This window comes from Phycicoccus sp. Soil803 (assembly GCF_001429685.1).
In the GTDB taxonomy this organism is placed as follows: Bacteria; Actinomycetota; Actinomycetes; order Actinomycetales; family Dermatophilaceae; genus Pedococcus.
On the sequence record NZ_LMST01000001.1, the window covers coordinates 994092 to 1014478 of the forward strand.

The following is a 20387-nucleotide window of genomic DNA, read 5'->3' on the forward strand; positions in this document are numbered from 1 at the left end:
GGCAGCCCGCCCTCACGCGCCGGGCGTCGGGCGGACCAGCAGGGCCTGGGCGGTCCGGCCCACGAAGCCCTCCTCGTCGAACACCTCGGCCTGCGCCAGGCCGGCCGCTCCGCCCCCGAGGGTCGTGCGGGCGCGCAGCCCGATCCACTCGCCGGCCGGTTCACGCACGAGGTGCGCCGTCAGCTCGGTGTTCATGAACTGCCACTGGGTGATCTCCAGGGCCGCGCTCGCCCCGGACGCGGAGTCGACGCAGACCATCAGCCGCTCCAGCGGTGCCATCGGCTCACCCGTCACGAGAGGCACCCGCGGACGCATCCAGACCGTCGCCGGCCCGACCTGCTCGAGCGAGCCCTCCACCCAGGACCACTCGATCGCGTCGAGGTAGCCGGGGTGCCAGCCCGGGGGGACGGCTCCTTCGCCACCCGTCGCGGGGCCGCTCGGCGGGGTCGGCAGGCCGGCCACCGGGCCCGAGTCGACCCGCGGCACCAGCCAGGCGGCGGCCCGTGCAGCGACACGTCCCGAGTCGGCGTCGGCCAGCTCGCACTCGACCAGCTCGACGCTGCGCCCCGGCCTCGCGACCACCGCCTCGACGCGCAGCCGGCCGACCGGCACCGGTCCGAGCAGGTCGCAGGTCAGCCGTGCGACGACGCGGCTGCCGTCGCCCAGCCGCTGGGCCTCCCTCGCCATCAGCGCCATCGGCGGGCCGCCGTGCTGCGCCTGCGGAGACCAGGGCCCGGCCGTGTGGCTGGTGGAGGTGACCGTGCTGGCCCCCGCCTCGGTGTCGTCGAGCACGTAGAAGGCCTCGGGGGCGGGCGACATGGTGGCCATCCTGCCGGACCGCGACCGCCCGACGGGGGTAGCGTGGTGGCCGTGGCGCTGTCGGACCTCCTGTATGCCGCGTACGAGCGGCGACTCAGCCGTCGCCTCTCCCGGGAGACGCTTCCCCGCCACGTCGGCGTCATGCTGGACGGCAACCGGCGCTGGGCCAAGGCCCGCGGTCACGGCACCAAGGAAGGCCACCAGGCCGGCGCCGACAACATCGCGGGGTTCCTGGACTGGTGCGAGGAGGCCCGCGTCGAGGTCGTCACGCTGTGGCTGCTCTCCACCGACAACCTCAACCGCCCGGCCGCCGAGGTCGTCCCCCTCCTGTCGATCATCGAGACCACGGTCAGTGACCTGGCCCAGACCAAGCGCTGGGTGATCAACCCGGTGGGCTCGCTCGACCTGCTGCCTGCGGAGACCGCTCGACGGCTCAAGGAGGCCGCCGACCTGACCGAGGGCGTGCAGGGCATGACCGTCAACGTCGCGGTCGGCTACGGCGGGCGCCAGGAGATCACCGACGCCGTCCGGTCGATGCTCGTCTCGCACGCCGCCAACGGCACCACCATCGAGGAGCTGGCCGAGACGCTCCAGGTCGAGCACATCGCCGAGCACCTCTACACCAAGGGACAGCCCGACCCCGACCTCGTCATCCGCACGTCGGGGGAGCAGCGCCTCTCCGGCTTCCTGCTCTGGCAGAGCGCGCACAGCGAGTTCTACTTCTGCGAGGCCTACTGGCCCGACTTCCGGCACGTCGACTTCCTCCGCGCGCTGCGCGCCTATGCCGAGCGGAACCGCAGGTTCGGTAACTAAACCGGCTCGGCGGCATACCAACGTCTGAGGCGCGCCTCGGGCCAACGGGTTAACTCTGGATGACATGGGCCGACATGCGGCGTGGTTGCACGGCGCGGGCGTGATGCGGTCGTACCGTCCGTAGTGACGCGGGGCACCCGTCCCGCGTTCGGGGAGGCCAACCTATGGAGCAGATCCAGCTCCGAGCGGAGGGCCGGAACCGGCTCCCCCGCGGTGGGAAGGCCTGGTCCCGGCACCTCGTTCGCGAGTAGGCGCACCGCGCCGAAGCGCGCGTTGTGCCAAGGAGAGACATTGGCCTCGAACCACGACACCACCCGTCGTACCTCCTCCAGCACTGCGGCCGCGCCCCGCGCCATGCCGGTTCCCAAGGCCAAGGGCAAGAGCAAGGCCCCCGCCTTCCGGACGTTCGTCCTCGACACGTCGGTGCTCCTGTCCGACCCGCGAGCCATGCTGCGGTTCAAGGAGCACGAGGTCGTGTTGCCGGTGGTCGTCGTGACCGAGCTCGAGGCCAAGCGACACCACCCCGAGCTGGGCTACTTCGCCCGACAGGCACTGCGGCTGCTCGACGACCTGCGGATCAGCGAGGGACGGCTCGACGCGCCGGTGTCGGTCGGCGACGACGGCGGCACCCTCCGGGTGGAGCTCAACCACACGGACCCGAGCTCGCTGCCGGCCGGGTTCCGGCTGGGCGACAACGACACCCGCATCCTCTCGGTCGCGAAGAACCTGTCCGACGAGGGCTTCGCCGTCACGGTCGTCAGCAAGGACCTCCCGATGCGGGTCAAGGCGTCGGCGGTCGGCCTCGAGGCCGAGGAGTACCGCGCCGAGCTCGCGATCGACAGCGGGTGGACCGGCATGGCCGAGCTCGACGTCACCGTCGATGAGATGGATGCCCTCTACGAGCACGGGCGGATCGAGAACGCCAGCGCAGCCGAGATGCCGTGCCACACGGGTGTGGTCCTGCTCTCGCCGCGGGGAAGCGGTCTGGGGCGGGTCGGCGCCGACAAGCAGGTGCGGTTGGTCCGGGGCGACCGGGACGCGTTCGGCCTGCACGGCCGCAGCGCCGAGCAGCGGATCGCGCTCGACATCCTGCTCGACCCCGACGTGGGCATCGTGTCGCTCGGCGGGCGGGCCGGCACCGGCAAGTCCGCGCTCGCGCTCTGCGCCGGCATCGAGGCGGTGATGGAGCGCCGGCAGCACCGCAAGGTCGTGGTCTTCCGTCCCTTGTATGCCGTGGGCGGCCAGGAGCTGGGCTACCTCCCTGGCAGCGAGTCGGAGAAGATGGGTCCTTGGGCCCAGGCGGTCTTCGACACCCTCGGTGCGTTGGTCTCCCACGAGGTGGTCGAGGAGATCATGGACCGCGGGATGCTCGAGGTGCTGCCGTTGACCCACATCCGCGGCCGCTCCCTCCACGACGCGTTCGTCATCGTCGACGAGGCGCAGAGCCTGGAGCGCAACGTGTTGCTCACCGTGCTGTCCCGCATCGGCCAGAACTCGCGGGTGGTGCTCACCCACGACGTGGCGCAGCGGGACAACCTGCGCGTCGGGCGGCACGACGGCGTGGCAGCCGTGATCGAGGCGCTCAAGGGCCACCCACTGTTTGCCCACGTCACGCTCACCCGCAGCGAGCGCAGCCCGATCGCAGCCCTGGTGACCGACCTGCTTGAGGGGCTCGAGGTCTGACCTCCGGGGCCGGCCCCCGAACGTGCGGGCGCTCGTCCCGGTGACGCGCCGCCGTGGTCCCGTACGGGGGAATCGCGAGATTCCTCCCGGAATCACGGCGGCGCCTCCACCGAAAGGATGACTCTGTCGTCACATCTGTCACAAGGGTCACAGAAAGTGGTTGACGATTTCATTTCGTGGTGGCCGGTCGGGTAAGGTCTCGGTTTCATAACGTGCCGGGACGCTGTTCTGTTGGGCTGTTCAAGCCTGTTGGGCGACTTCGGCGAATACGTCCCCCCGGCACCTATTGAGGCCACCTCCCCCCGGTGGCCTTTCCTTTGGAGGAACCCGTATGAGTCAGCCCTACCAGGGTCGACACCGCCATGCGTCGTCCCACGGCAGGAAAGCCTCTCGGTCCTCCGGTCTGACCAAGGCGATCCGTCGCCCCGCGGTCACCTCCAGCATGCTTCTCGCGGTCGTCGCGACCACCGCCGCCGGCTACCAGGCCGCCGACCAGCGCCAGACCGGTGCCGCCGCCTTCACGGTGAGCACCGAGGCGATCGCCCAGGCCAACGAGCTCGCGGACGCCCAGATCGAGGACACCGCTCGCCTGGCCGCCGACCGCAACAACACCAACGCCAGCATCGCCGCCGCGCAGGAGAAGGACCGCGTCGCTGCGGTCGCCGCGGCCGAGGCCGCTGCCAAGGCGCGTCGCGAGGCCGCCCAGAAGGTCGCCCGCGAGAAGGCCCGCAAGGCCCTCGCCGCGAAGAAGCAGGCCATCCTCGCCAACGCGCAGGCCGACCCGCGGGCCGCCGCCCAGGCGCTGCTGCCCGAGTTCGGCTTCGGCGACGGCCAGTGGAGCTGCCTCGACCAGCTCTGGATGGGCGAGAGCGGCTGGCGCTACACCGCCGAGAACTCCTCGTCCGGTGCCTACGGCATCCCGCAGTCGCTGCCCGGCTCGAAGATGGCCACCGTCGCCTCCGACTGGCGCACCAACCCGGTGACCCAGATCCGCTGGGGCCTGCAGTACATCAAGAGCTCCTACGGCACCCCGTGTGGCGCCTGGAGCGCCTGGCAGAGCCGCTCCCCGCACTGGTACTGAGCCACCACTCCTAGCGGGGCGGGCGGGTCATCGCCAGCACGTCGAGGGCCTCGTCCAGCTGCTGCTCGGTCAGCTCACCGCTGGCGACGTGCCCGCGTTCGATGACGACGTCGCGGATCGGGCGACGCTCCTTGATCGACTGCTTCGCCACGGCGGCTGCGGCCTCATAGCCGATGTACCGGTTGAGCGGGGTGACGATCGACGGCGACCCCTCCGCCAGCTCGCGGGACCGCTCGGCGTCGGCCTCGATCCCAGCCACGCACCGGTCGGCCAGCAGTCGCGTGGCGGCCGCCAGCAGCGTCGCCGACTCGAGGATGTTGCGGGCCATCACCGGCAGCATCACGTTGAGCTCGAACGCGCCCGATGCACCTGCCACCGTGATGGCCGTGTCGTTGCCGACCACCTGAGCGCACACCATGAGGGTGGCCTCGGGCAGGACTGGGTTCACCTTGCCGGGCATGATGCTCGACCCCGGCTGGAGGTCGGGCAGGTGGATCTCGCCCAGCCCGGAGCGCGGACCGGACGACATCCAGCGCAGGTCGTTGCAGATCTTGGTGAGGCTGACCGCGACCACCTTGAGCGCCCCGCTCAGCTCGACGACGGCGTCCTGGGCGGACTGCGCCTCGAAGTGGTCGGCCGCCTCGCGGAAGGCCACCCCGGTGCGCTCGCTGACGCGGTCGATGACGGCCGCCGCGAAGCCGGGAGCGGCGTTGAGGCCGGTGCCGGCCGCCGTCCCACCCAGGGGCAGCTCCGCCGTGGCCTGGGCGGCCACCAGCACCCGCTCGGCTCCGAGCTCCACCTGCCTGGCGTAGCCGCCGAACTCCTGGCCGAGCGTGACCGGCACGGCGTCCATCAGGTGGGTGCGTCCCGCCTTGACCACGTCGGCGAACTCGGACTCCTTGGCGCGCAACGCCTTGGCCAGGTGCAGCAGGCTCGGCGCGAGGTCGCGGTGCACGGCCAGGGTGGCGGCGATGCGCAGGGCGCTGGGGAAGGTGTCGTTGCTGGACTGGCCGGCGTTGACGTGGTCGTTGGGGTGCACCGCCTGGTCGGTCGCGAGGTGCGCGATCCGGGCGACCACCTCGTTGACGTTCATGTTGGTCGAGGTGCCCGAGCCGGTCTGGAAGACGTCGATCGGGAACTGGTCGTCGTGGCGACCCTCGGCCACCTCGGTGGCGGCGGCCGCCACGGCCGCGGCCATCGGCTCCGGCAGCACCCCCAGCTCGGCGTTCACCTCGGCGGCGGCCGCCTTGAGCAGGGCGAGGGCGTGCACCACCCCGGCCGGCACGGGCTGGCCGGAGATCGGGAAGTTCTCGACGGCACGGGCGGTCTGGGCGCCCCAGAGCGCGTCGACCGGAACCTCCACGTCGCCCATCGAGTCGTGCTCGGTCCTGGTCGCAGCGGCGGTGACGTGCTCGGCATCGGAAGCAGGCGGCATACCCCCATCATGCGCCGACCTCAGCTTTATCGGGTCTAGGGGGAAGGTTGACCTTCGCACGGGTTTCGAAGTCGTGCGAAGGTCAATGTTCCTGCCAGACCCGATAAAGCTGTGACAGGTGGGGTATGCCGCGGGGCGAGCCACGCGGCATACCGCACCTCAGAGCTTGCGGAGCCGGATCCGGCGGACGCTGTGGTCCTTGCCCTTGGCCAGCACCAGGGTGGCCCGGCTGCGGGTGGGCAGGACGTTCTCGCGCAGGTTGACCTCGTTGATCTCGCGCCAGATCCGGGCAGCGGTCTCGCGGGCCTGCTCGTCCGACAGTGCGGCATAGCGGTGGAAGTAGGAGTGGGGGTCGGCGAAGGCGGTCTCGCGCAGGCGCAGGAAGCGCTCGACGTACCACTGGCGGATGTCGTCGAGGTGGGCGTCGACGTAGACCGAGAAGTCGAAGAAGTCGCTGACCGCCAGGCCGCTGCGGCCGTCCTCCTGCAGTCGCGGCGCCTGGAGCACGTTGAGGCCCTCGACGATGAGCACGTCGGGTTGGCGCACCACGATCCGCTCGTCGGGGACGATGTCGTAGGTGAGGTGTGAGTAGACCGGGGCGCTCACCTCGGCCTTGCCGGACTTCACCTCGGCCACGAACCGCAGCAGCGCTCGTCGGTTGTAGGACTCCGGAAAACCCTTGCGCTGCAACAGGTTGCGGCGCTCGAGCTCGGCGTTGGGGTAGAGGAACCCGTCGGTCGTCACGAGCTCGACCTCGGGCGTCCCGGGCCAGCGGGACAGCAGCTCCTTCAACAGGCGCGCGGTGGTGGACTTGCCGACGGCCACCGACCCGGCGACACCGATGACGAACGGCGTCTTGGCCGGGCTCTCGCCGAGGAAGTCCCCGGTGATGCGGTGCAGCCCGGCCGTCGCGCCGACGTAGAAGTTGAGGAGGCGGGACAGCGGCAGGTAGACCTCCTCGACCTCGGTCAGGTCGATCCGCTCGCCGAGGCCCTGGAGCCGGGTGAGGTCGGCGGCATCGAGGCTGAGCGGCTGGTTCTCCCGCAGCCGGGCCCACGCGGCACGGTCCAGCTCGACGTAGGGCGAGGGGAGGGCGCCGTTGCCGTTCGCGGGGTGGCTCACGGGCGCCATTCTTGCTCACCCGCCCCCCGCCCTCTGATGCCGTCCTCGGAGCGGTCGACGGTTAGGCTGCCTCCCATGTGCGGAATCGTCGGATACGTCGGCCCGAACGCCGACGGCAAAGCCCTGGACGTCGTCATGGAAGGCCTGGCCCGCCTCGAGTACCGCGGGTACGACTCCGCGGGGGTCGCGCTGGTGACCAGGGACGGGGTGGCGAGCGAGAAGCGCGCCGGCAAGCTGGTCAACCTGCAGGACGCGCTCGACGCCCACCACCTCCCGGGCGCGACGACCGGGATCGGCCACACCCGGTGGGCCACCCACGGCGGCCCCACCGACCAGAACGCCCACCCGCACCGCGCCGGCGAGGACGGCAAGCTCGCCCTCATCCACAACGGCATCATCGAGAACTTCCACCAGCTGAAGAACGCCCTCATCGCGGACGGCGCCTCCTTCACGAGCGAGACCGACACCGAGGTCGCGGCCCACCTCGTGGCCCGCGAGTACGCCGAGACCGGCGACCTCACGAAGGCCATGCAGAACGTCGTCAACCGGCTCGAGGGCGCATTCACCCTGCTCGCCGTGCACGCCGACAGCCCCGGCGTCGTCGTCGGGGCCCGCCGCAACAGCCCGCTCGTCGTCGGTCTGGGCGAGGGTGAGAACTTCCTCGGCTCCGACGTCGCGGCCTTCATCGGCCACACCCGCAGCGCGCTCGAGCTCGGGCAGGACCAGATCGTCACGATCACCCCGGACTCCTACGAGGTCATCAACTTCGACGGCAGCCCTGCCGAGGGCAAGCACTACGAGGTGACCTGGGACGCTGCCGCCGCGGAGAAGGGCGGCTACCCGACCTTCATGGAGAAGGAGATCTACGACCAGCCCCACGCGGTCGGCGACACCCTCCTCGGGCGCACCGACGTCGACGGACGGCTGGTGCTCGACGACATGTCGATCACCGAGGACCAGCTGCGCAACGTCGACCGGATCATCATCGTGGCCTGCGGCACCGCGGCCTACGCGGGCATGGTCGCGAAGTACGCGATCGAGCACTGGACCCGCATCCCGGTCGAGGTCGCCCTGGCCCACGAGTTCCGCTACAGCGACCCGATCGCCACCGAGCGCACGCTGGTCGTGTCGATCAGCCAGTCCGGCGAGACGATGGACACCCTGATGGCCGTGAAGCACGCCCATGAGCTGGGCGCCCTCACGCTGAGCATCTGCAACACCCACGGCTCGACCATCCCGCGCGAGTCCGACGCCGTGCTCTACACGCACGCCGGGCCCGAGATCGCGGTCGCGTCGACCAAGGCGTTCCTGGCCCAGATCACCGCCTGCTACATCCTCGGCCTCTACCTCGCCCAGCTGCGCGGTGGGACCTTCGCCGACGACGCCCAGTCGGTGATGAAGGAGCTCCACGAGATCCCCGCGAAGCTCGAGGAGCTGCTCGGCCGGATGGACCGCGTCAAGGAGATCGCCCGGTTCATGGCCGACACCCGGTCGGTGCTCTTCCTCGGCCGCAACGTCGGCTACCCCGTCGCGATGGAGGGTGCGCTCAAGCTCAAGGAGCTGGCCTACATCCACGCCGAAGGTTTCGCGGCGGGTGAGCTCAAGCACGGGCCGATCGCGCTCATCGACGCCGGTCAGCCGGTCTTCATCGTGGTGCCCGGACCGGGCACCCCGCACGAGCTGCACAAGAAGGTCGTCTCCAACATCCAGGAGATCCGGGCCCGTGGCGCCCGCACGATCGTGGTGGCCGAGGACGGCGACGAGGACGTCCTGCCGTTCGCCGACGAGGTGATCCGCGTGCCGGCGACGTCGCCCCTGCTCGCGCCGCTGCTCACCGTGGTGCCGCTGCAGGTCTTCGCACTGCACCTGTCCACCGCCAAGGGCCTGGACGTCGACCAGCCGCGCAACCTGGCGAAGAGCGTCACCGTTGAGTGACAACGGCGCGGATGGCCGCGCTCAGCCCTCTGCCAAGAGCGTCACCGTCGAGTGAACGCGGACATCCGGTGATCGTCGGGGTCGGGATCGACGTGGTCGACGTGGAGCGCTTCGGGGAGTCCCTGGAGCGCACTCCCGGCCTCCTCGAGCGCTTGTTCACCGACGAGGAGCGGTCGCTGCCGCTCAACTCCCTCGCCGCCCGCTTCGCGGCCAAGGAAGCCCTGGCCAAGGCGCTCGGCGCGCCGGTCGGGCTGCACTGGCAGGACGCCACGGTGCGCCGTGGCGAGGACGGCCGCCCGCACCTCCAGATCACCGGCACGGTCGAGGCGAGGGCCGAGGCGCTCGGCGTGCACGCGATGCACATCTCCCTGTCGCACGATGCAGGGATCGCCTCGGCCGTCGTCATCGCCGAGGGCTGACCGGTGCTCCGCGCCTGGTCCGCACAGCGGGTGCGCGCCGCCGAGGAGGCGGCCATGGCTGGCCTCGACGAGGGCGAGCTGATGGCCCGGGCTGCCGAGGGACTCGCCGCCGTCTGCCGCGCGCGCCTCCGGGAGTCCGGCGGCAGTCGCGTGGTCGTCCTCGCCGGGGCGGGCAACAACGGCGCCGATGCCCTGTATGCCGCGGTGCAGCTCTCTGCCGATGGCTTCGACTGCGTTGCGCTGCAAGGGGACTGGCCCTTGGCGATCGGCGACGCATCCTCGTGGGGAGCCGATGGCGTCACGGTGGTGGGGCCCGACGGCGACTGGGCGAGTGTGCTCGCCGCAGCCGACCTGGTGGTCGACGGCGTCCTCGGGATCGGTGGTCGGCCGGGCCTGCCCGACCCGGCCAGGGCCTGGGTCGACGCGATCCCCGAGACGGCGTACGTCGTGGCGGTGGACCTGCCCTCGGGCCAGGACCCGGCCGGTCGTGCTGCCACCGACGACGGGGTGTTCGCCGACGAGACGGTGACCTTCGGGGTGGCCAAGCCGGTGCACCTGCTGCCGGCGAGCGAGGCGGCGGTCGGCCGACTGACGGTCATCGACATCGGGATCGAGCTGGACGGGCTCCCCGATGTGGAGCGGCTCGACTTCGCCGACGTGCCCGCCCTGTGGCCCGTCCCGGGAGCCGGTGACGACAAGTACTCGCGCGGGGTGCTGGGAGTGGTGGCCGGGGGAGAGGACTACACCGGCGCCGCCCTCCTGTGCTGCACCGCCGCGGTCGGGGCAGGGGTCGGCATGCTCCGCTACGTCGGCACTCCGACGCCGACCGCCTTGCTGCGTGCCGCCGTCCCCGAAGCGGTCCACGGAGAGGGGAGGGTGCAGGCGTGGGTCGTCGGACCGGGTCTCGACATCCACTCACGAGCCAAGGGCGCCAAGGCCCAGCTCGACGTCGCCCGCGCCGCGCTCGCCTCCGACCTGCCGGTCCTGGTCGACGCGGGGGGCCTGGACCTCGTCGACGGACCGCGCAGCGGCCCCACCCTGCTGACCCCCCACGCCGGTGAGCTGGCCCGCCTCCTGACCAGGCTGACCGGCGACGAGACCACTCGCCAGTCCGTCCAGGGCGACCCGGTCGGGCACGCGAGGCGAGCCGCCGACCGCACCGGAGCCACCGTCCTGCTCAAGGGTGCGACCACCCTCGTCGTCCTCCCGACCGAGGACGGCGGTTTGGTGCGCTCGCAGAACGACGCCCCGCCCTGGCTCGCGACGGCAGGAGCGGGGGACGTGCTGGCCGGGGTGTGCGGGGCGCTGCTCGCCTCCGGACTGAGCCCGCTCGACGCCGGCAGCCTCGGCGCCCTCGTGCACGGCGTCGCCGCGGACCTGGCCAACCCGGGCGGTCCGGTGCGCGCCCTGGCCGTGGCACACGGCATACCGACTGCGGTGGCCCACCTGCTCACTCGCTGACCTGAGCGCTCGTGAAAGACTGGACGACGATGAGTACCGCCACGACCAGCACCACCCCAGCCCCGGCGCCGCCGGGGCTGCCCGCGTGTGCCCAGGTGGACCTGTCGGCCATCAGCAGCAACGTCGCCGCGCTCAAGGCGCGGGCCGGCAGCGCCGAGGTGATGGCCGTCGTCAAAGCGGATGCCTACGGCCACGGCTTGGTGCCGAGTGCGCGCGCCGCCCTGCGCGGTGGCGCCACCTGGCTGGGCGTCGCCCAGCTGCCCGAGGCCGTCGAGCTGCGCCGAGCCGCTGTGGAGGCCCCGCTCCTGTCGTGGCTGCACGTGCCCGGCCAGGACTTCACCGAGGCACTCGAGCTCGGCATCGACCTCGGCGTCTCCACGACGTGGTCGCTCGACCAGGTGCTCGCGGCTGCGGCCACGACGGGTCGCACGGCCCGGGTCCACCTCAAGGTCGACACCGGACTGGGTCGCAACGGCGCGTGGGACGCCGACCTCGCCGACCTGCTCACGACCCTGGCGTCCTCGCAGGCCGACGGAGCGGTCGACGTCGTCGGGCTGTTCAGCCACTTCGCCTACGCCGACGCGCCGCAGCACCCCACGGTGCGCGCGCAGCAGGAGCGCTTCGAGGGCATCCTCGAGCAGGCCGCCCGGGTGGGCGTCGAGCCGCAGGTGCGCCACCTCGCCAACTCCGCCGCCACGCTCACCAACCCCTCGGCGCACTACGACCTCGTGCGACCCGGCGTCTCGGTCTACGGGCTCTCGCCCGTCCCCGACCTCGGGGCCCCCGGGGACTTCGGGCTGCGCGAGGCGATGCGGCTGGTCTCGCGACTGTCCAGCGTCAAGGACTCGCCTGCGGGACAAGGCGTTTCCTACGGCCACGTCTACACCACCACCGAGCCGACCAAGCTCGGCCTCGTGCCGATGGGTTACAGCGACGGGGTGCCGCGGCACGCCACCAGCGTCGGGCCGGTGCAGGTGGGCGGCCGTCGGTATGCCGTGGCGGGCCGGGTCTGCATGGACCAGTTCGTGCTCGACCTCGGTGCCGACTCGACGGCCAGGGCGGGCGACGAGGTCGTGTTGTTCGGCGTCGGCGCAGCCGGTGAGCCGACCGCGCAGGACTGGGCGGCGGCGATCGACACCATCAACTACGAGATCGTGACGCGGGTCGGCGCCCGGGTGCCGCGGATCCACGTCGGAGGCGACCAGTGAGCCCGACGAACCGCAGCCTGGCCGGCCTCGGCATCGGGCTCGCCGCCGCTGGTGTGGCCACGGCTGCCGGCATCGCGGCCGGGCGGGTCAGCAAGGAGCGGCACGCGCGGCTCGCGGTCCTGGCGCCGGCCGGGGCCTTTGCCCACACCCCTGACAAGGAGTTCGTCGTCGTCGCGGACGACGGCGTGCCCCTGCACGTCGAGATCGACGAGCCCGACGCCGACGCGTCCTCGAGTGACAAGCCCACCGTGGTCTTCTCCCACGGGTTCTGCCTGAGCCTCCAGAGCTGGGTCCTCCAGCGCAAGGCGCTGGTGCGGGATGGGTTCCGCGTGGTGACCTGGGACCAGCGGGGCCACGGGCGCTCGGGACGCGGCAGCGAGGAGTCCTGCGACATCGACCAGCTCGGCAGGGATCTGCACCGGGTGATCGAGGAGGCGGCACCCGAGGGGCAGCTCGTGCTCATCGGCCACTCGATGGGCGGCATGACGACGATGGCGCTCGCCGACCAGCACCCCGACCTGGTGCGTGATCGCGTGGTCGCCACCGCCTTCGTGGCGACCAGTGCGGGTGGCGCCCAGCTGGTGTCGCTCGGCTTCGGGCAGTACTTCGGCAAGCTCGTCGGCCGGTTCGGGCCGTCGGTGCTCGACCGGCTGTCGGCGCGTCCGGGGCTGGTGCGCACCGCCCTGCGAGCCGGTCGCGACATCGAGGAGTTCCTCGTCGAGCGCTGGAGCTTCGCCTCGCCCGTGCCGCCGGCAGCGGTGCGGCTCACTGCCGACATGATCTTCGGCACCCCGCTCGACGTGATGTCCGACTTCCTGCCGACCTTCGACCAGCACGACAAGCGCGACGCGCTGGTGCACTTCCACGGCGTGGAGGTGTTGGTGCTCAACGGAGTCCACGACGTGCTCACCCCTCCCGACCACAGCGAGGAGATCGTCCGCCTCGTCCCCGGCGCCGAGCACGTGGTGATCGAGGAGGCCGGCCACATCATCATGCTCGAGCACCCGGAGGTGCTGAACGAGCAGTTCGAGGCCCTCATCGACCGCGGCATGCGGGCCGCTGCCGAAGGCGTGAAGGTCGCGCGGAAGCCGCGGGTCCGCCGCACGGTCACCGACCTGGCCAAGCGCCGGAAGGTCGCCAGGGCACGCCGCGGAGAAGGCCGTGCCTGAGCTGACCAGCCCGGACCTGGCCACTGCTGAGGACACCCGGGCCTGGGGCGCCCGGCTGGGTCGCCTGCTGTCGGCCGGTGACCTCGTGGTGCTGGCCGGAGGGCTGGGTGCCGGCAAGACGACGTTGACCCAGGGTCTGGCCGAGGGGGTCGGGGTGCGCGGCCCGATCACATCGCCCACCTTCGTGATCGCGCGCGTCCACCCGTCGCTGGTCGGCGGGCCCGCTCTCGTGCACGTCGACGCCTACCGGCTCGGGGGCTTCGCCGAGCTCGACGACCTCGACCTCGACACCTCGCTGGAGGAGTCCGTGACCGTGGTCGAGTGGGGGCACGGGCTTGCCGAGGACCTCGCCGACGACCGGCTCGAGGTCACCCTCAGCGGCGAGGACACCCGTCGGGCCCGCGTGCAGAGCCACGGCCCGCGCTGGGCCGACGCCGACCTGTCCGAGCTCGGGGCCAACGGATGAGCCGCGTCGTCCTGGCCATCGACACCTCGACGTCGGTGAGCGTCGCCGTCTCCGCTGGTGCCGACTGGGCGATGGGTTGGTCCGACGACCCGCGTGGCCACACCGAGAGCGTCGCACCGCTGATGCGCGACCAGCTGGCCAGCGCCGGGGTCTCCGCGGCGGACGTGACGGACGTGGTGGTGGGCAACGGCCCGGGGCCCTTCACGGGCTTGCGGGTCGGCATCGTCAGCGGTCTGGTCTTCGCCCATGCCCGGGGGATTCCGGTGCACGGGATGTGCAGCCTCGACGTCCTGGCGCAGCAGGCACTCGAGCACGTCCGGGAGGGCGAGTTCCTCGTGGCCACGGATGCGCGGCGCAAGGAGGTCTACTGGGCGCGGTACCGGGTCGACCCCGACCGCCCCGAGCAGGACCGGGCCGTGCGCCTGACCGACCCGGCGGTCGTGCGTCCTGCGGACCTGCCGGAGGAGGTCCGGTCGCTCCCGACCGCTGGTCGTGGCCCGGTGTTGTATCCCGAGCTCTTCCCCGAACCCCTTGCTGTCCTCGACGTCTCGGCCGGGGTGCTGACCGGCCTTGCGCTGCAACGCCTCGACGCCGGTGTGGACCTGCCGGTCGAGCCGCTCTACCTGCGTCGGCCTGATGCGCTGACCACCGCAGAACGGGCCAAGCCATGACGACGGCGACCCTGCGCGACCTGCACTGGACCGACATCGACGACGTCGTCGCGCTCGAGACCGAGCTGTTCCCCGACGACGCCTGGACGCCTGCCTCGCTGTGGGCCGAGCTGGCTGCCCGCCCGCGTCGCTCCTACGTGGTCGTGCAGGAGGGTGACGGCGCGGTGGCCGGCTACGGCGGGGTCGACCTCGGCGGCGAGGTCGCCGACGTCATGACGATGGCGGTGGCGCCCAGCCAGCAGGGGCAGGGCCTCGGCCGCCGGCTCCTCGAGGAGCTCGTGTCGCGCGCGGTCGCCGACCACGCGGCATACCTCATGCTCGAGGTGCGCGCTGACAACGGCGCGGCCCGAAGCCTTTATGAGTCAAGGGGTTTCGAGACCTTGACCGTCCGTCGACGCTACTACCAGCCGGGTGACGTGGATGCCCACGTGATGCGGCTCAAGCTGGGGGAGGTGGCGCCGTGAGTACGGCCACGAGGATCGCCGCTTCTAGAAGCACAGACCAGCCGCTCGTGCTCGGCCTCGAGACATCCTGTGACGAGACCGGGGTCGGCATCGTCCGGGGCGAGACCCTGCTGGTCGACGCCATCGCGAGCAGCGTCGACGAGCACGCGCGCTTCGGTGGCGTCGTCCCCGAGGTGGCCAGCCGCGCGCACCTCGAGGCGATGGTCCCGACGATCGAGCGGGCGACGCGGGAGGCAGGCGTCAGGCTGTCCGACCTCGACGCGATCGCGGTGACCTCGGGCCCCGGGCTGGCCGGTGCGCTGATGGTGGGCGTGGCAGCGGCCAAGTCTCTCGCGGTCGCCCTCGGCGTGCCCCTGTACGGGGTGAACCACCTCGCCTCGCACGTCGCCGTCGACATCGTGGAGCACGGGCCGCTGCCCGAGCCGACGCTGGCGATGCTCGTGTCGGGCGGACACTCGTCGCTCCTGCTCGTGCCCGACGTCACCGACGACATCCAGTCGCTGGGCTCGACGATCGACGACGCGGCGGGGGAGGCCTTCGACAAGGTGGCCCGCGTGCTGGGGCTGCCCTTCCCCGGCGGGCCACACATCGACCGGATGGCCCGGGAGGGCGACCGTGTCGCCATCGACTTCCCGCGGGGGCTGACGACCGGGCGCGACATGGAGCGCTACCGGTTCGACTTCTCGTTCTCCGGGCTCAAGACCTCGGTGGCTCGGTGGGTGCAGGCGCGCGAGGCGGCAGGGGAGCCGGTGCCGGTCGCCGACGTCGCCGCGTCGTTCCAGGAGGCGGTCACCGACGTGCTCACCCGCAAGGCCGTCCTGGCCTGCAAGGAGCACGGCGTGATGAACCTCCAGATCGGTGGTGGCGTCGCCGCCAACAGCCGGCTACGGGCGATGGCCCAGGAGCGCTGCGACGCCGCTGGCATCACCCTGCGGGTGCCGCGGCCGGGGCTGTGCACCGACAACGGCGCGATGGTCGCGTCCCTGGGGGCGCAGATGGTCATCAAGGGACGCGCGCCGTCCGACCTCGCGCTCCCCGCGGACTCGTCGATGCCGGTCACCCTCGTCCAGGCCTAGCCCGGACCGACCCTCCCGCGACCTCGTTCCTGAGTGACTGAGGGCGACTCGCGATGACTGCGAGTGACTAGAAAGCCAGTCATTGACAGGCAGTGCGCCGCTCGGCAGTCTGCCTGCTACGCACTTGGCCGACGGGACTGCGTATCGACACGCAGGCGGCCACGGAGCAGGAGGGGAGCAACATGAGAAGGCTTCTAACGGTTCTCGGACTTGCAGCAGTGTGTGTGGCAACGACGGCTCAGCCTGGCTTTGCAGGGGCGCCCGATCCCATCGTTGTCGATGGAGGAGGCATCACCCCCGCGGGAGCGGCCCCACCGGACACCCCGCAAGCGATCGACAAGGTTGCCGCGACGCAGAGCTGGGCGAAAGCCGCCGCTGCCGGAGACGTTGCCGGCGCGCAGCTCGCGGAAGCAGCCTACGAGGCAAAGTACGGCGGACCCGGTGCAGGGTCGTCGAAGTTGTCGTCGAACATGGCGTCCGGAGTGGCGACGTCGACGGACCTGGCGGCGGCCTTCCCGACCTCGCGGTCCTTGGGGGTCGTCCAGGTGGGGCAGAACAAGGACTACTATTGCGGCCCCGCGAGCGGCTACGAGATCATCCGGTACCTGCACGGGGCCGGCTTCACCAGCCGCTTCGATGGCACGTCTCCCGGGCAGGCCGGCCTCGCCAACGCGAACCACATGGAGACGGACAAGTACGGCAAGACCGACTGGGCTCGAGCTGACTGGACCCGCGGCGTCAACCGCTGGCGAGGGGTCAACTGGTACGTCCAGGTGCACGCGCCAAGCGGTTCCTTGCTGAAGTCCGTGGCCGCGCAGAGCATCGGCGGCAATGGCATGCCGTTCAGCGGTAACACCGTTGAGTTCGTCGACGGGCCGCACTACAACAAGCATCCCAACCGGCTGATCGGACATTGGATCGCCGCGTACGCCTACAGCAACAGTGGAGGCACCATCGGCTGGGCCGACTCCTCGACGACCATCTTCACAACGGCCGCCCGGTATTTCTCCTACAGTTCGTCGTCATTCGCGACCTTCCTCCAGAGCAACGGGATCGCGTACTGAGATGCGGCGAACCCGGGCGACGGCGCTTGCCTTGGCAACCCTGGCTCTCGCCGGGTGCCAGGCCGAGCCCGCATCTCCAGCCCATGTGAGCGCATCTCAGCCACTCTCCACGACAGTGAGTCCGCCAGCCCGTGCTCGGGAGCTGAGCACCGACGCGGCCCGCAAGCCACGGGCTGGCGAGCTCACCGTGCTGACGACCCTGCGGGGCATGTCGGGAACCACTCGCAATGGAGTCCTCGCACTGTCACCCGACGGTCACGCCTTAGTCGGCGTGAATCCCCCGCCCGCCCAGGGCAGCCTCATCGCGCAAACTCGGATGCAGGTGATGAGTGGAGCCAAGCGCTCGTGGTTGCCTGCAACGCCGAAGGAGGCTCTGCCGCGGCAGGCCTTTGACGGCACGATGCCGAACGACGCCACGGCGGCATGGCTGGAGACCCGGTCCACCGACTTGTTCGACGTCGACTGGAAGGTGTTCGGGTGGTCGCACGGCCAGGTTCGGCTGCTCGCCGACTCCGACACCTTCGCCAAAGGTCATCCGCTTCCGCCGGCGGCTGGCGGCGACCACCTCATAGCCAGCGACGGCAAAAGCGTCTGGTGGTCCTTCCGCAAGGCCGGGACGGACCTGCCCATCGCCACGAACATCGCCACCGTGGAGCTCGATGGGGCTCCGCATCCTCGCGTCTTCCTGGAAGGTGCCGACCTGCCCACCGTCGACCCGCGCGGAGGCCTGGTCTACGTGCGTGATCCAAACACGGCACCGGACAGCGTCGGGTACGACATCCGCCTGCGCCGGGGTGCCCGGGACGAGATCATCTACCACGGGACGGTGGGAGACGTCGGCTTCATCTCGGAGCTGTGTGTGGGCCCGGACGTGGTGGCCTGGGCCATCCCCGTCGGGCCGGATGACGGCGGAACGATCAAGATGCTGAACCGTAGTACTCGGGACGTCCAGACGATCCGCCTGAGGGACAGCGCTCGCGGAACGGAACTGGTCTGCGGCGACGACTTCATAGCGTGGGGAAACGGAAGCGGCGATGGTGACGCAGGTCAGTACTTGTGGTCGCTCAAGACCGGGTCACCGGTGAAGCTGGGCGAGGCGTTCGGCGTCAGTCGGGTGAAGGCGGCGGGCCACTATGTGGCGTGGACCCTGCCGCCGACCTCTCCGCAAGCTTCGGCGAACGTGCGCCTCGCACGCTGGAACGGTGGTTGACCGCATGCGCCGTTGGTGGTCAACGCGGCTTGCCCGGGTGACATCCAACTGGGCCAGACCGCTCGCGGTTGGCCTCGTCATGACTCTTGTCGCGTCAGCCTGCACCGGCGCCGACGCTGGTGCCCCCAGCTCGCCACCGACGACGACAAGCAGCTCGGCCGACTTCGTTGCGCGCATGGACACCCTCATGGCGTCCGTCAACAGGGCGCAGGACTCGAACGCTGTGGTGACCGTCCCAGCGAGGCCCACCGTTGTCCAACGCACGACCGGCGTCCAAACGATGATCATCCGCGACGAGGATGCTGGGACTTGGCCGGCGGGGACCTACCGCCTCGTCGTCAGGTGCGCTGGAGAGGGCGTGCTCGTAGCGCACTTCTCACTCGGGGACCGATCGGTGATCCGCCAGCTGCACGACTGTGCAGGGACGACGAGCACCGATGCTCTGGAGCTCGTACTCGATCGGGCGGCGCCGAAGTCTGTCGTCGTCCTCGTTCCCGCCGGGAAGTCAATGGCCGCAGTGGGTTATCAGATCCACAAGATTGGGTGACGGTCGTCGCGAAGGCCGACCATCCTGCGGTCTGACGCATGGGCGGGTCGCGGCCCCCTCCGAATGAGTCTCCCGCGGCGTGTTCCTGGGTGAGACTCTGGATCGGAGAAGCCCATGGACACGTTGCGCGACCTCTTGGTGGACCTGGCAGACGACGCACCGACGGGAGGTGCGCCACCGGCCGAGCTCTGGGCACGCGGAAAGCAGGCCCGGCGGAAGCAGCTGGTCGCCCTCACGGCCGCTGCCCTGGTGGTGGGCACCGTCGGCACGGGGGTCGGTCTACGACTCGGCGATCGCGATCGGCCCGACCCCGCGCCGGCGACGACCGTGGCCTTCACGCTTCCGATCCAGTACCCGGCGGGGGCGGCACTGCCGGAGCTCGGGGACTCTCCAGGACCGCTGGCGGCAGTCTGGCTGGTCCCGCGCGAGGGTGGCGGCTCGCCCGAGGCGGTCGGCCTGGTCGCTCGGACGGGGAAGTTCGGCAAGCTCCCGATCCCGCTGTCCCATGACGATCCCGAGGCACCTCAGAACGTGAGGGTCGCGTTGTCGCCCGACGGCCGCAGGATCGCCTACACGTTCCAACCTGGTGCACAGGATGTGGTGCTGCAGCCGGTCGTCCGCGACCTGGTCAGCGGCCAGACCTACACGTCCGCGTTCGGGTTCGGTACGCGCGTGGGGGCCCTCTGGGTCGACAACACGCACCTGTTCGGCCTGGTCGCGGGAGGCAGTGACGGCGACGGATGGCTTTGGGAGCCGGGTAAAGCGCCCACCCGAGTCAACCCCTATCGGGTGCCCTACACCGGTTCCGACGTTGCGGTCGCCAGCTGGCCCGCGCTGGGCCCGCCGACGAACTACAGCGACGATCCGAAGGCATGTTCCACGCTCAACGTCTACGACGCGACGACCCTGGACAGTCCGCCAGCTGACGTGCCAGGTCTCTGCAACCTCCTCGGAGTCATCGGTTCCGACACGCTACTCGGGCACCGGAAGGACCCGACGAATGGCGAGGTGACAGTGGTGGCCGAGGAGTTCCACGCCGCCACTCCGTTCTGCCGGCCGATGATGCGCTGCGAGCTGCCGGTCGATGATGCGCACCGTCGCCTGGTGGTCGCGTCGGGGGCGCCCGAGCGGGTCACCTTCGCCAGCGCCCTGATCGGCCAGGCGCTCCGCACGGGCGGCCGGTCATGACCGGCTACGCCAGCTTCGAGGAGTTCGTGGTCGCTCGCCGAGGAGCGCTGCTGCGGACCGCGTACCTGCTGACGGGGAACCATCACGATGCGGAGGACCTCGTGCAGTCAGCCCTGATCAAGGTGGTGCCGAAGTGGCAACGGATCGAGGACCGGCCGGAGGGTTACGTCCGGCAGGTGCTCGCGCGCGAGTCCGTGAACCGCTGGCGCGGTCGTCGCTGGCGCGAGGTCCCCACCGAGGTGATGCCCGAAGCGTCGTCCCACGCCAGTGCCGAGAACCTAGACCGCATCGCACTCCTCGAGGACCTCCGAAGGCTGTCGCCGCGCCAACGAGCGGTGCTGGTGCTGCGCTACTTCGACGACCTGACCGAGGCCCAGACGGCGGTGGCTCTCGACATCTCCGTCGGAACCGTCAAGTCACACACCCGCGAGGCGCTCGCGCGCCTGCGCAACCAGCCATCGGGCCAGCAGGAGGCTGCGGTGACACCGTCAACGTCCACGGCCAGTCGTCCGCCGGCCTCGGCTACTCCGTAACTTGTTGCTGCACCCCACCGATG

At 70.9% G+C, this 20387-nt stretch carries 20 protein-coding genes; 17 read left to right on the plus strand and 3 right to left on the minus strand.

Annotated features, from left to right (window positions below; all coding sequences use genetic code 11):
- Positions 1-12 precede the first annotated feature (12 nt).
- Positions 13-819, minus strand: a complete 807-nt coding sequence (locus ASG95_RS04630) for a thioesterase family protein (RefSeq protein WP_082592329.1) — start codon at positions 817-819, stop codon at positions 13-15.
- Positions 820-870: 51 nt separating this feature from the next.
- On the opposite strand from ASG95_RS04630, the gene ASG95_RS04635 reads away from it, so the two are divergent.
- From ASG95_RS04635 to ASG95_RS04645, 3 genes are all read left to right on the plus strand, one after another.
- Positions 871-1632, plus strand: coding sequence for an isoprenyl transferase (locus ASG95_RS04635; RefSeq protein ID WP_056923268.1), 762 nt, complete (start codon positions 871-873; stop codon positions 1630-1632).
- 354 nt (positions 1633-1986) lie between these two features.
- A complete protein-coding gene (locus ASG95_RS04640; protein ID WP_057378722.1) occupies positions 1987-3315 on the plus strand; it encodes a PhoH family protein in 1329 nt (442 codons plus the stop codon).
- A gap of 331 nt (positions 3316-3646) precedes the next feature.
- Positions 3647-4396: a hypothetical protein gene (locus tag ASG95_RS04645; RefSeq protein WP_235543379.1), complete on the plus strand. Its 750-nt coding sequence runs from the start codon at positions 3647-3649 to the stop codon at positions 4394-4396.
- A 10-nt stretch (positions 4397-4406) separates the two neighbouring features.
- Here the strand turns inward: ASG95_RS04645 and ASG95_RS04650 are convergent, their stop codons facing one another.
- A complete protein-coding gene (locus ASG95_RS04650) occupies positions 4407-5831 on the minus strand; it encodes an aspartate ammonia-lyase (RefSeq protein ID WP_082592331.1) in 1425 nt (474 codons plus the stop codon).
- Between the two features lie 159 nt (positions 5832-5990).
- Positions 5991-6962 carry a type I pantothenate kinase gene (coaA, locus tag ASG95_RS04655; RefSeq protein WP_056923071.1) on the minus strand — a complete coding sequence of 324 codons (972 nt, stop codon included), beginning with the start codon at positions 6960-6962 and terminating at the stop codon, positions 5991-5993.
- A gap of 66 nt (positions 6963-7028) precedes the next feature.
- On the opposite strand from coaA, the gene glmS reads away from it, so the two are divergent.
- From glmS to ASG95_RS04725, 14 genes are all read left to right on the plus strand, one after another.
- Positions 7029-8888, plus strand: a complete 1860-nt coding sequence (glmS, locus tag ASG95_RS04660; protein WP_056923070.1) for a glutamine--fructose-6-phosphate transaminase (isomerizing) — start codon at positions 7029-7031, stop codon at positions 8886-8888.
- A 68-nt stretch (positions 8889-8956) separates the two neighbouring features.
- Positions 8957-9307, plus strand: coding sequence for a holo-ACP synthase (locus ASG95_RS04665; protein WP_056923069.1), 351 nt, complete (start codon positions 8957-8959; stop codon positions 9305-9307).
- A 54-nt stretch (positions 9308-9361) separates the two neighbouring features.
- On the plus strand, positions 9362-10768 hold the full coding sequence (locus ASG95_RS04670) for a bifunctional ADP-dependent NAD(P)H-hydrate dehydratase/NAD(P)H-hydrate epimerase (RefSeq protein WP_235543382.1): 1407 nt from the start codon (positions 9362-9364) through the stop codon (positions 10766-10768).
- A gap of 29 nt (positions 10769-10797) precedes the next feature.
- Positions 10798-11976 carry an alanine racemase gene (gene alr / locus ASG95_RS04675; RefSeq protein WP_057376732.1) on the plus strand — a complete coding sequence of 393 codons (1179 nt, stop codon included), beginning with the start codon at positions 10798-10800 and terminating at the stop codon, positions 11974-11976.
- Entirely contained in the window at positions 11973-13145 is a 1173-nt protein-coding gene (locus ASG95_RS04680) for an alpha/beta fold hydrolase (RefSeq protein WP_057376733.1), read from the plus strand. Before alr ends, ASG95_RS04680 begins: the two co-directional genes overlap by 4 nt.
- Entirely contained in the window at positions 13138-13611 is a 474-nt protein-coding gene (tsaE, locus tag ASG95_RS04685; RefSeq protein WP_200961872.1) for a tRNA (adenosine(37)-N6)-threonylcarbamoyltransferase complex ATPase subunit type 1 TsaE, read from the plus strand. Before ASG95_RS04680 ends, tsaE begins: the two co-directional genes overlap by 8 nt.
- Entirely contained in the window at positions 13608-14282 is a 675-nt protein-coding gene (gene tsaB / locus ASG95_RS04690; protein WP_057376734.1) for a tRNA (adenosine(37)-N6)-threonylcarbamoyltransferase complex dimerization subunit type 1 TsaB, read from the plus strand. The genes tsaE and tsaB overlap by 4 nt, the downstream gene beginning before the upstream one ends.
- Positions 14279-14746 (plus strand): ribosomal protein S18-alanine N-acetyltransferase, encoded by a 468-nt coding sequence (gene rimI, locus ASG95_RS04695; RefSeq protein ID WP_056923064.1) that lies wholly within the window; start codon positions 14279-14281, stop codon positions 14744-14746. Before tsaB ends, rimI begins: the two co-directional genes overlap by 4 nt.
- Positions 14743-15822: a tRNA (adenosine(37)-N6)-threonylcarbamoyltransferase complex transferase subunit TsaD gene (gene tsaD / locus ASG95_RS04700; protein WP_235543384.1), complete on the plus strand. Its 1080-nt coding sequence runs from the start codon at positions 14743-14745 to the stop codon at positions 15820-15822. Before rimI ends, tsaD begins: the two co-directional genes overlap by 4 nt.
- A gap of 224 nt (positions 15823-16046) precedes the next feature.
- Positions 16047-16886, plus strand: coding sequence for a hypothetical protein (locus tag ASG95_RS04705; protein WP_157581731.1), 840 nt, complete (start codon positions 16047-16049; stop codon positions 16884-16886).
- A 208-nt stretch (positions 16887-17094) separates the two neighbouring features.
- The gene (locus ASG95_RS04710; RefSeq protein WP_162259365.1) at positions 17095-18096 is read left to right on the plus strand and encodes a hypothetical protein; all 1002 of its coding nucleotides are present in this window, start codon (positions 17095-17097) and stop codon (positions 18094-18096) included.
- A gap of 175 nt (positions 18097-18271) precedes the next feature.
- Entirely contained in the window at positions 18272-18643 is a 372-nt protein-coding gene (locus ASG95_RS04715; protein ID WP_056923061.1) for a hypothetical protein, read from the plus strand.
- 249 nt (positions 18644-18892) lie between these two features.
- Positions 18893-19831: a hypothetical protein gene (locus tag ASG95_RS04720; RefSeq protein WP_157581733.1), complete on the plus strand. Its 939-nt coding sequence runs from the start codon at positions 18893-18895 to the stop codon at positions 19829-19831.
- Positions 19828-20364 carry a SigE family RNA polymerase sigma factor gene (locus ASG95_RS04725; protein ID WP_082592332.1) on the plus strand — a complete coding sequence of 179 codons (537 nt, stop codon included), beginning with the start codon at positions 19828-19830 and terminating at the stop codon, positions 20362-20364. Before ASG95_RS04720 ends, ASG95_RS04725 begins: the two co-directional genes overlap by 4 nt.
- Positions 20365-20387: the final 23 nt, after the last annotated feature.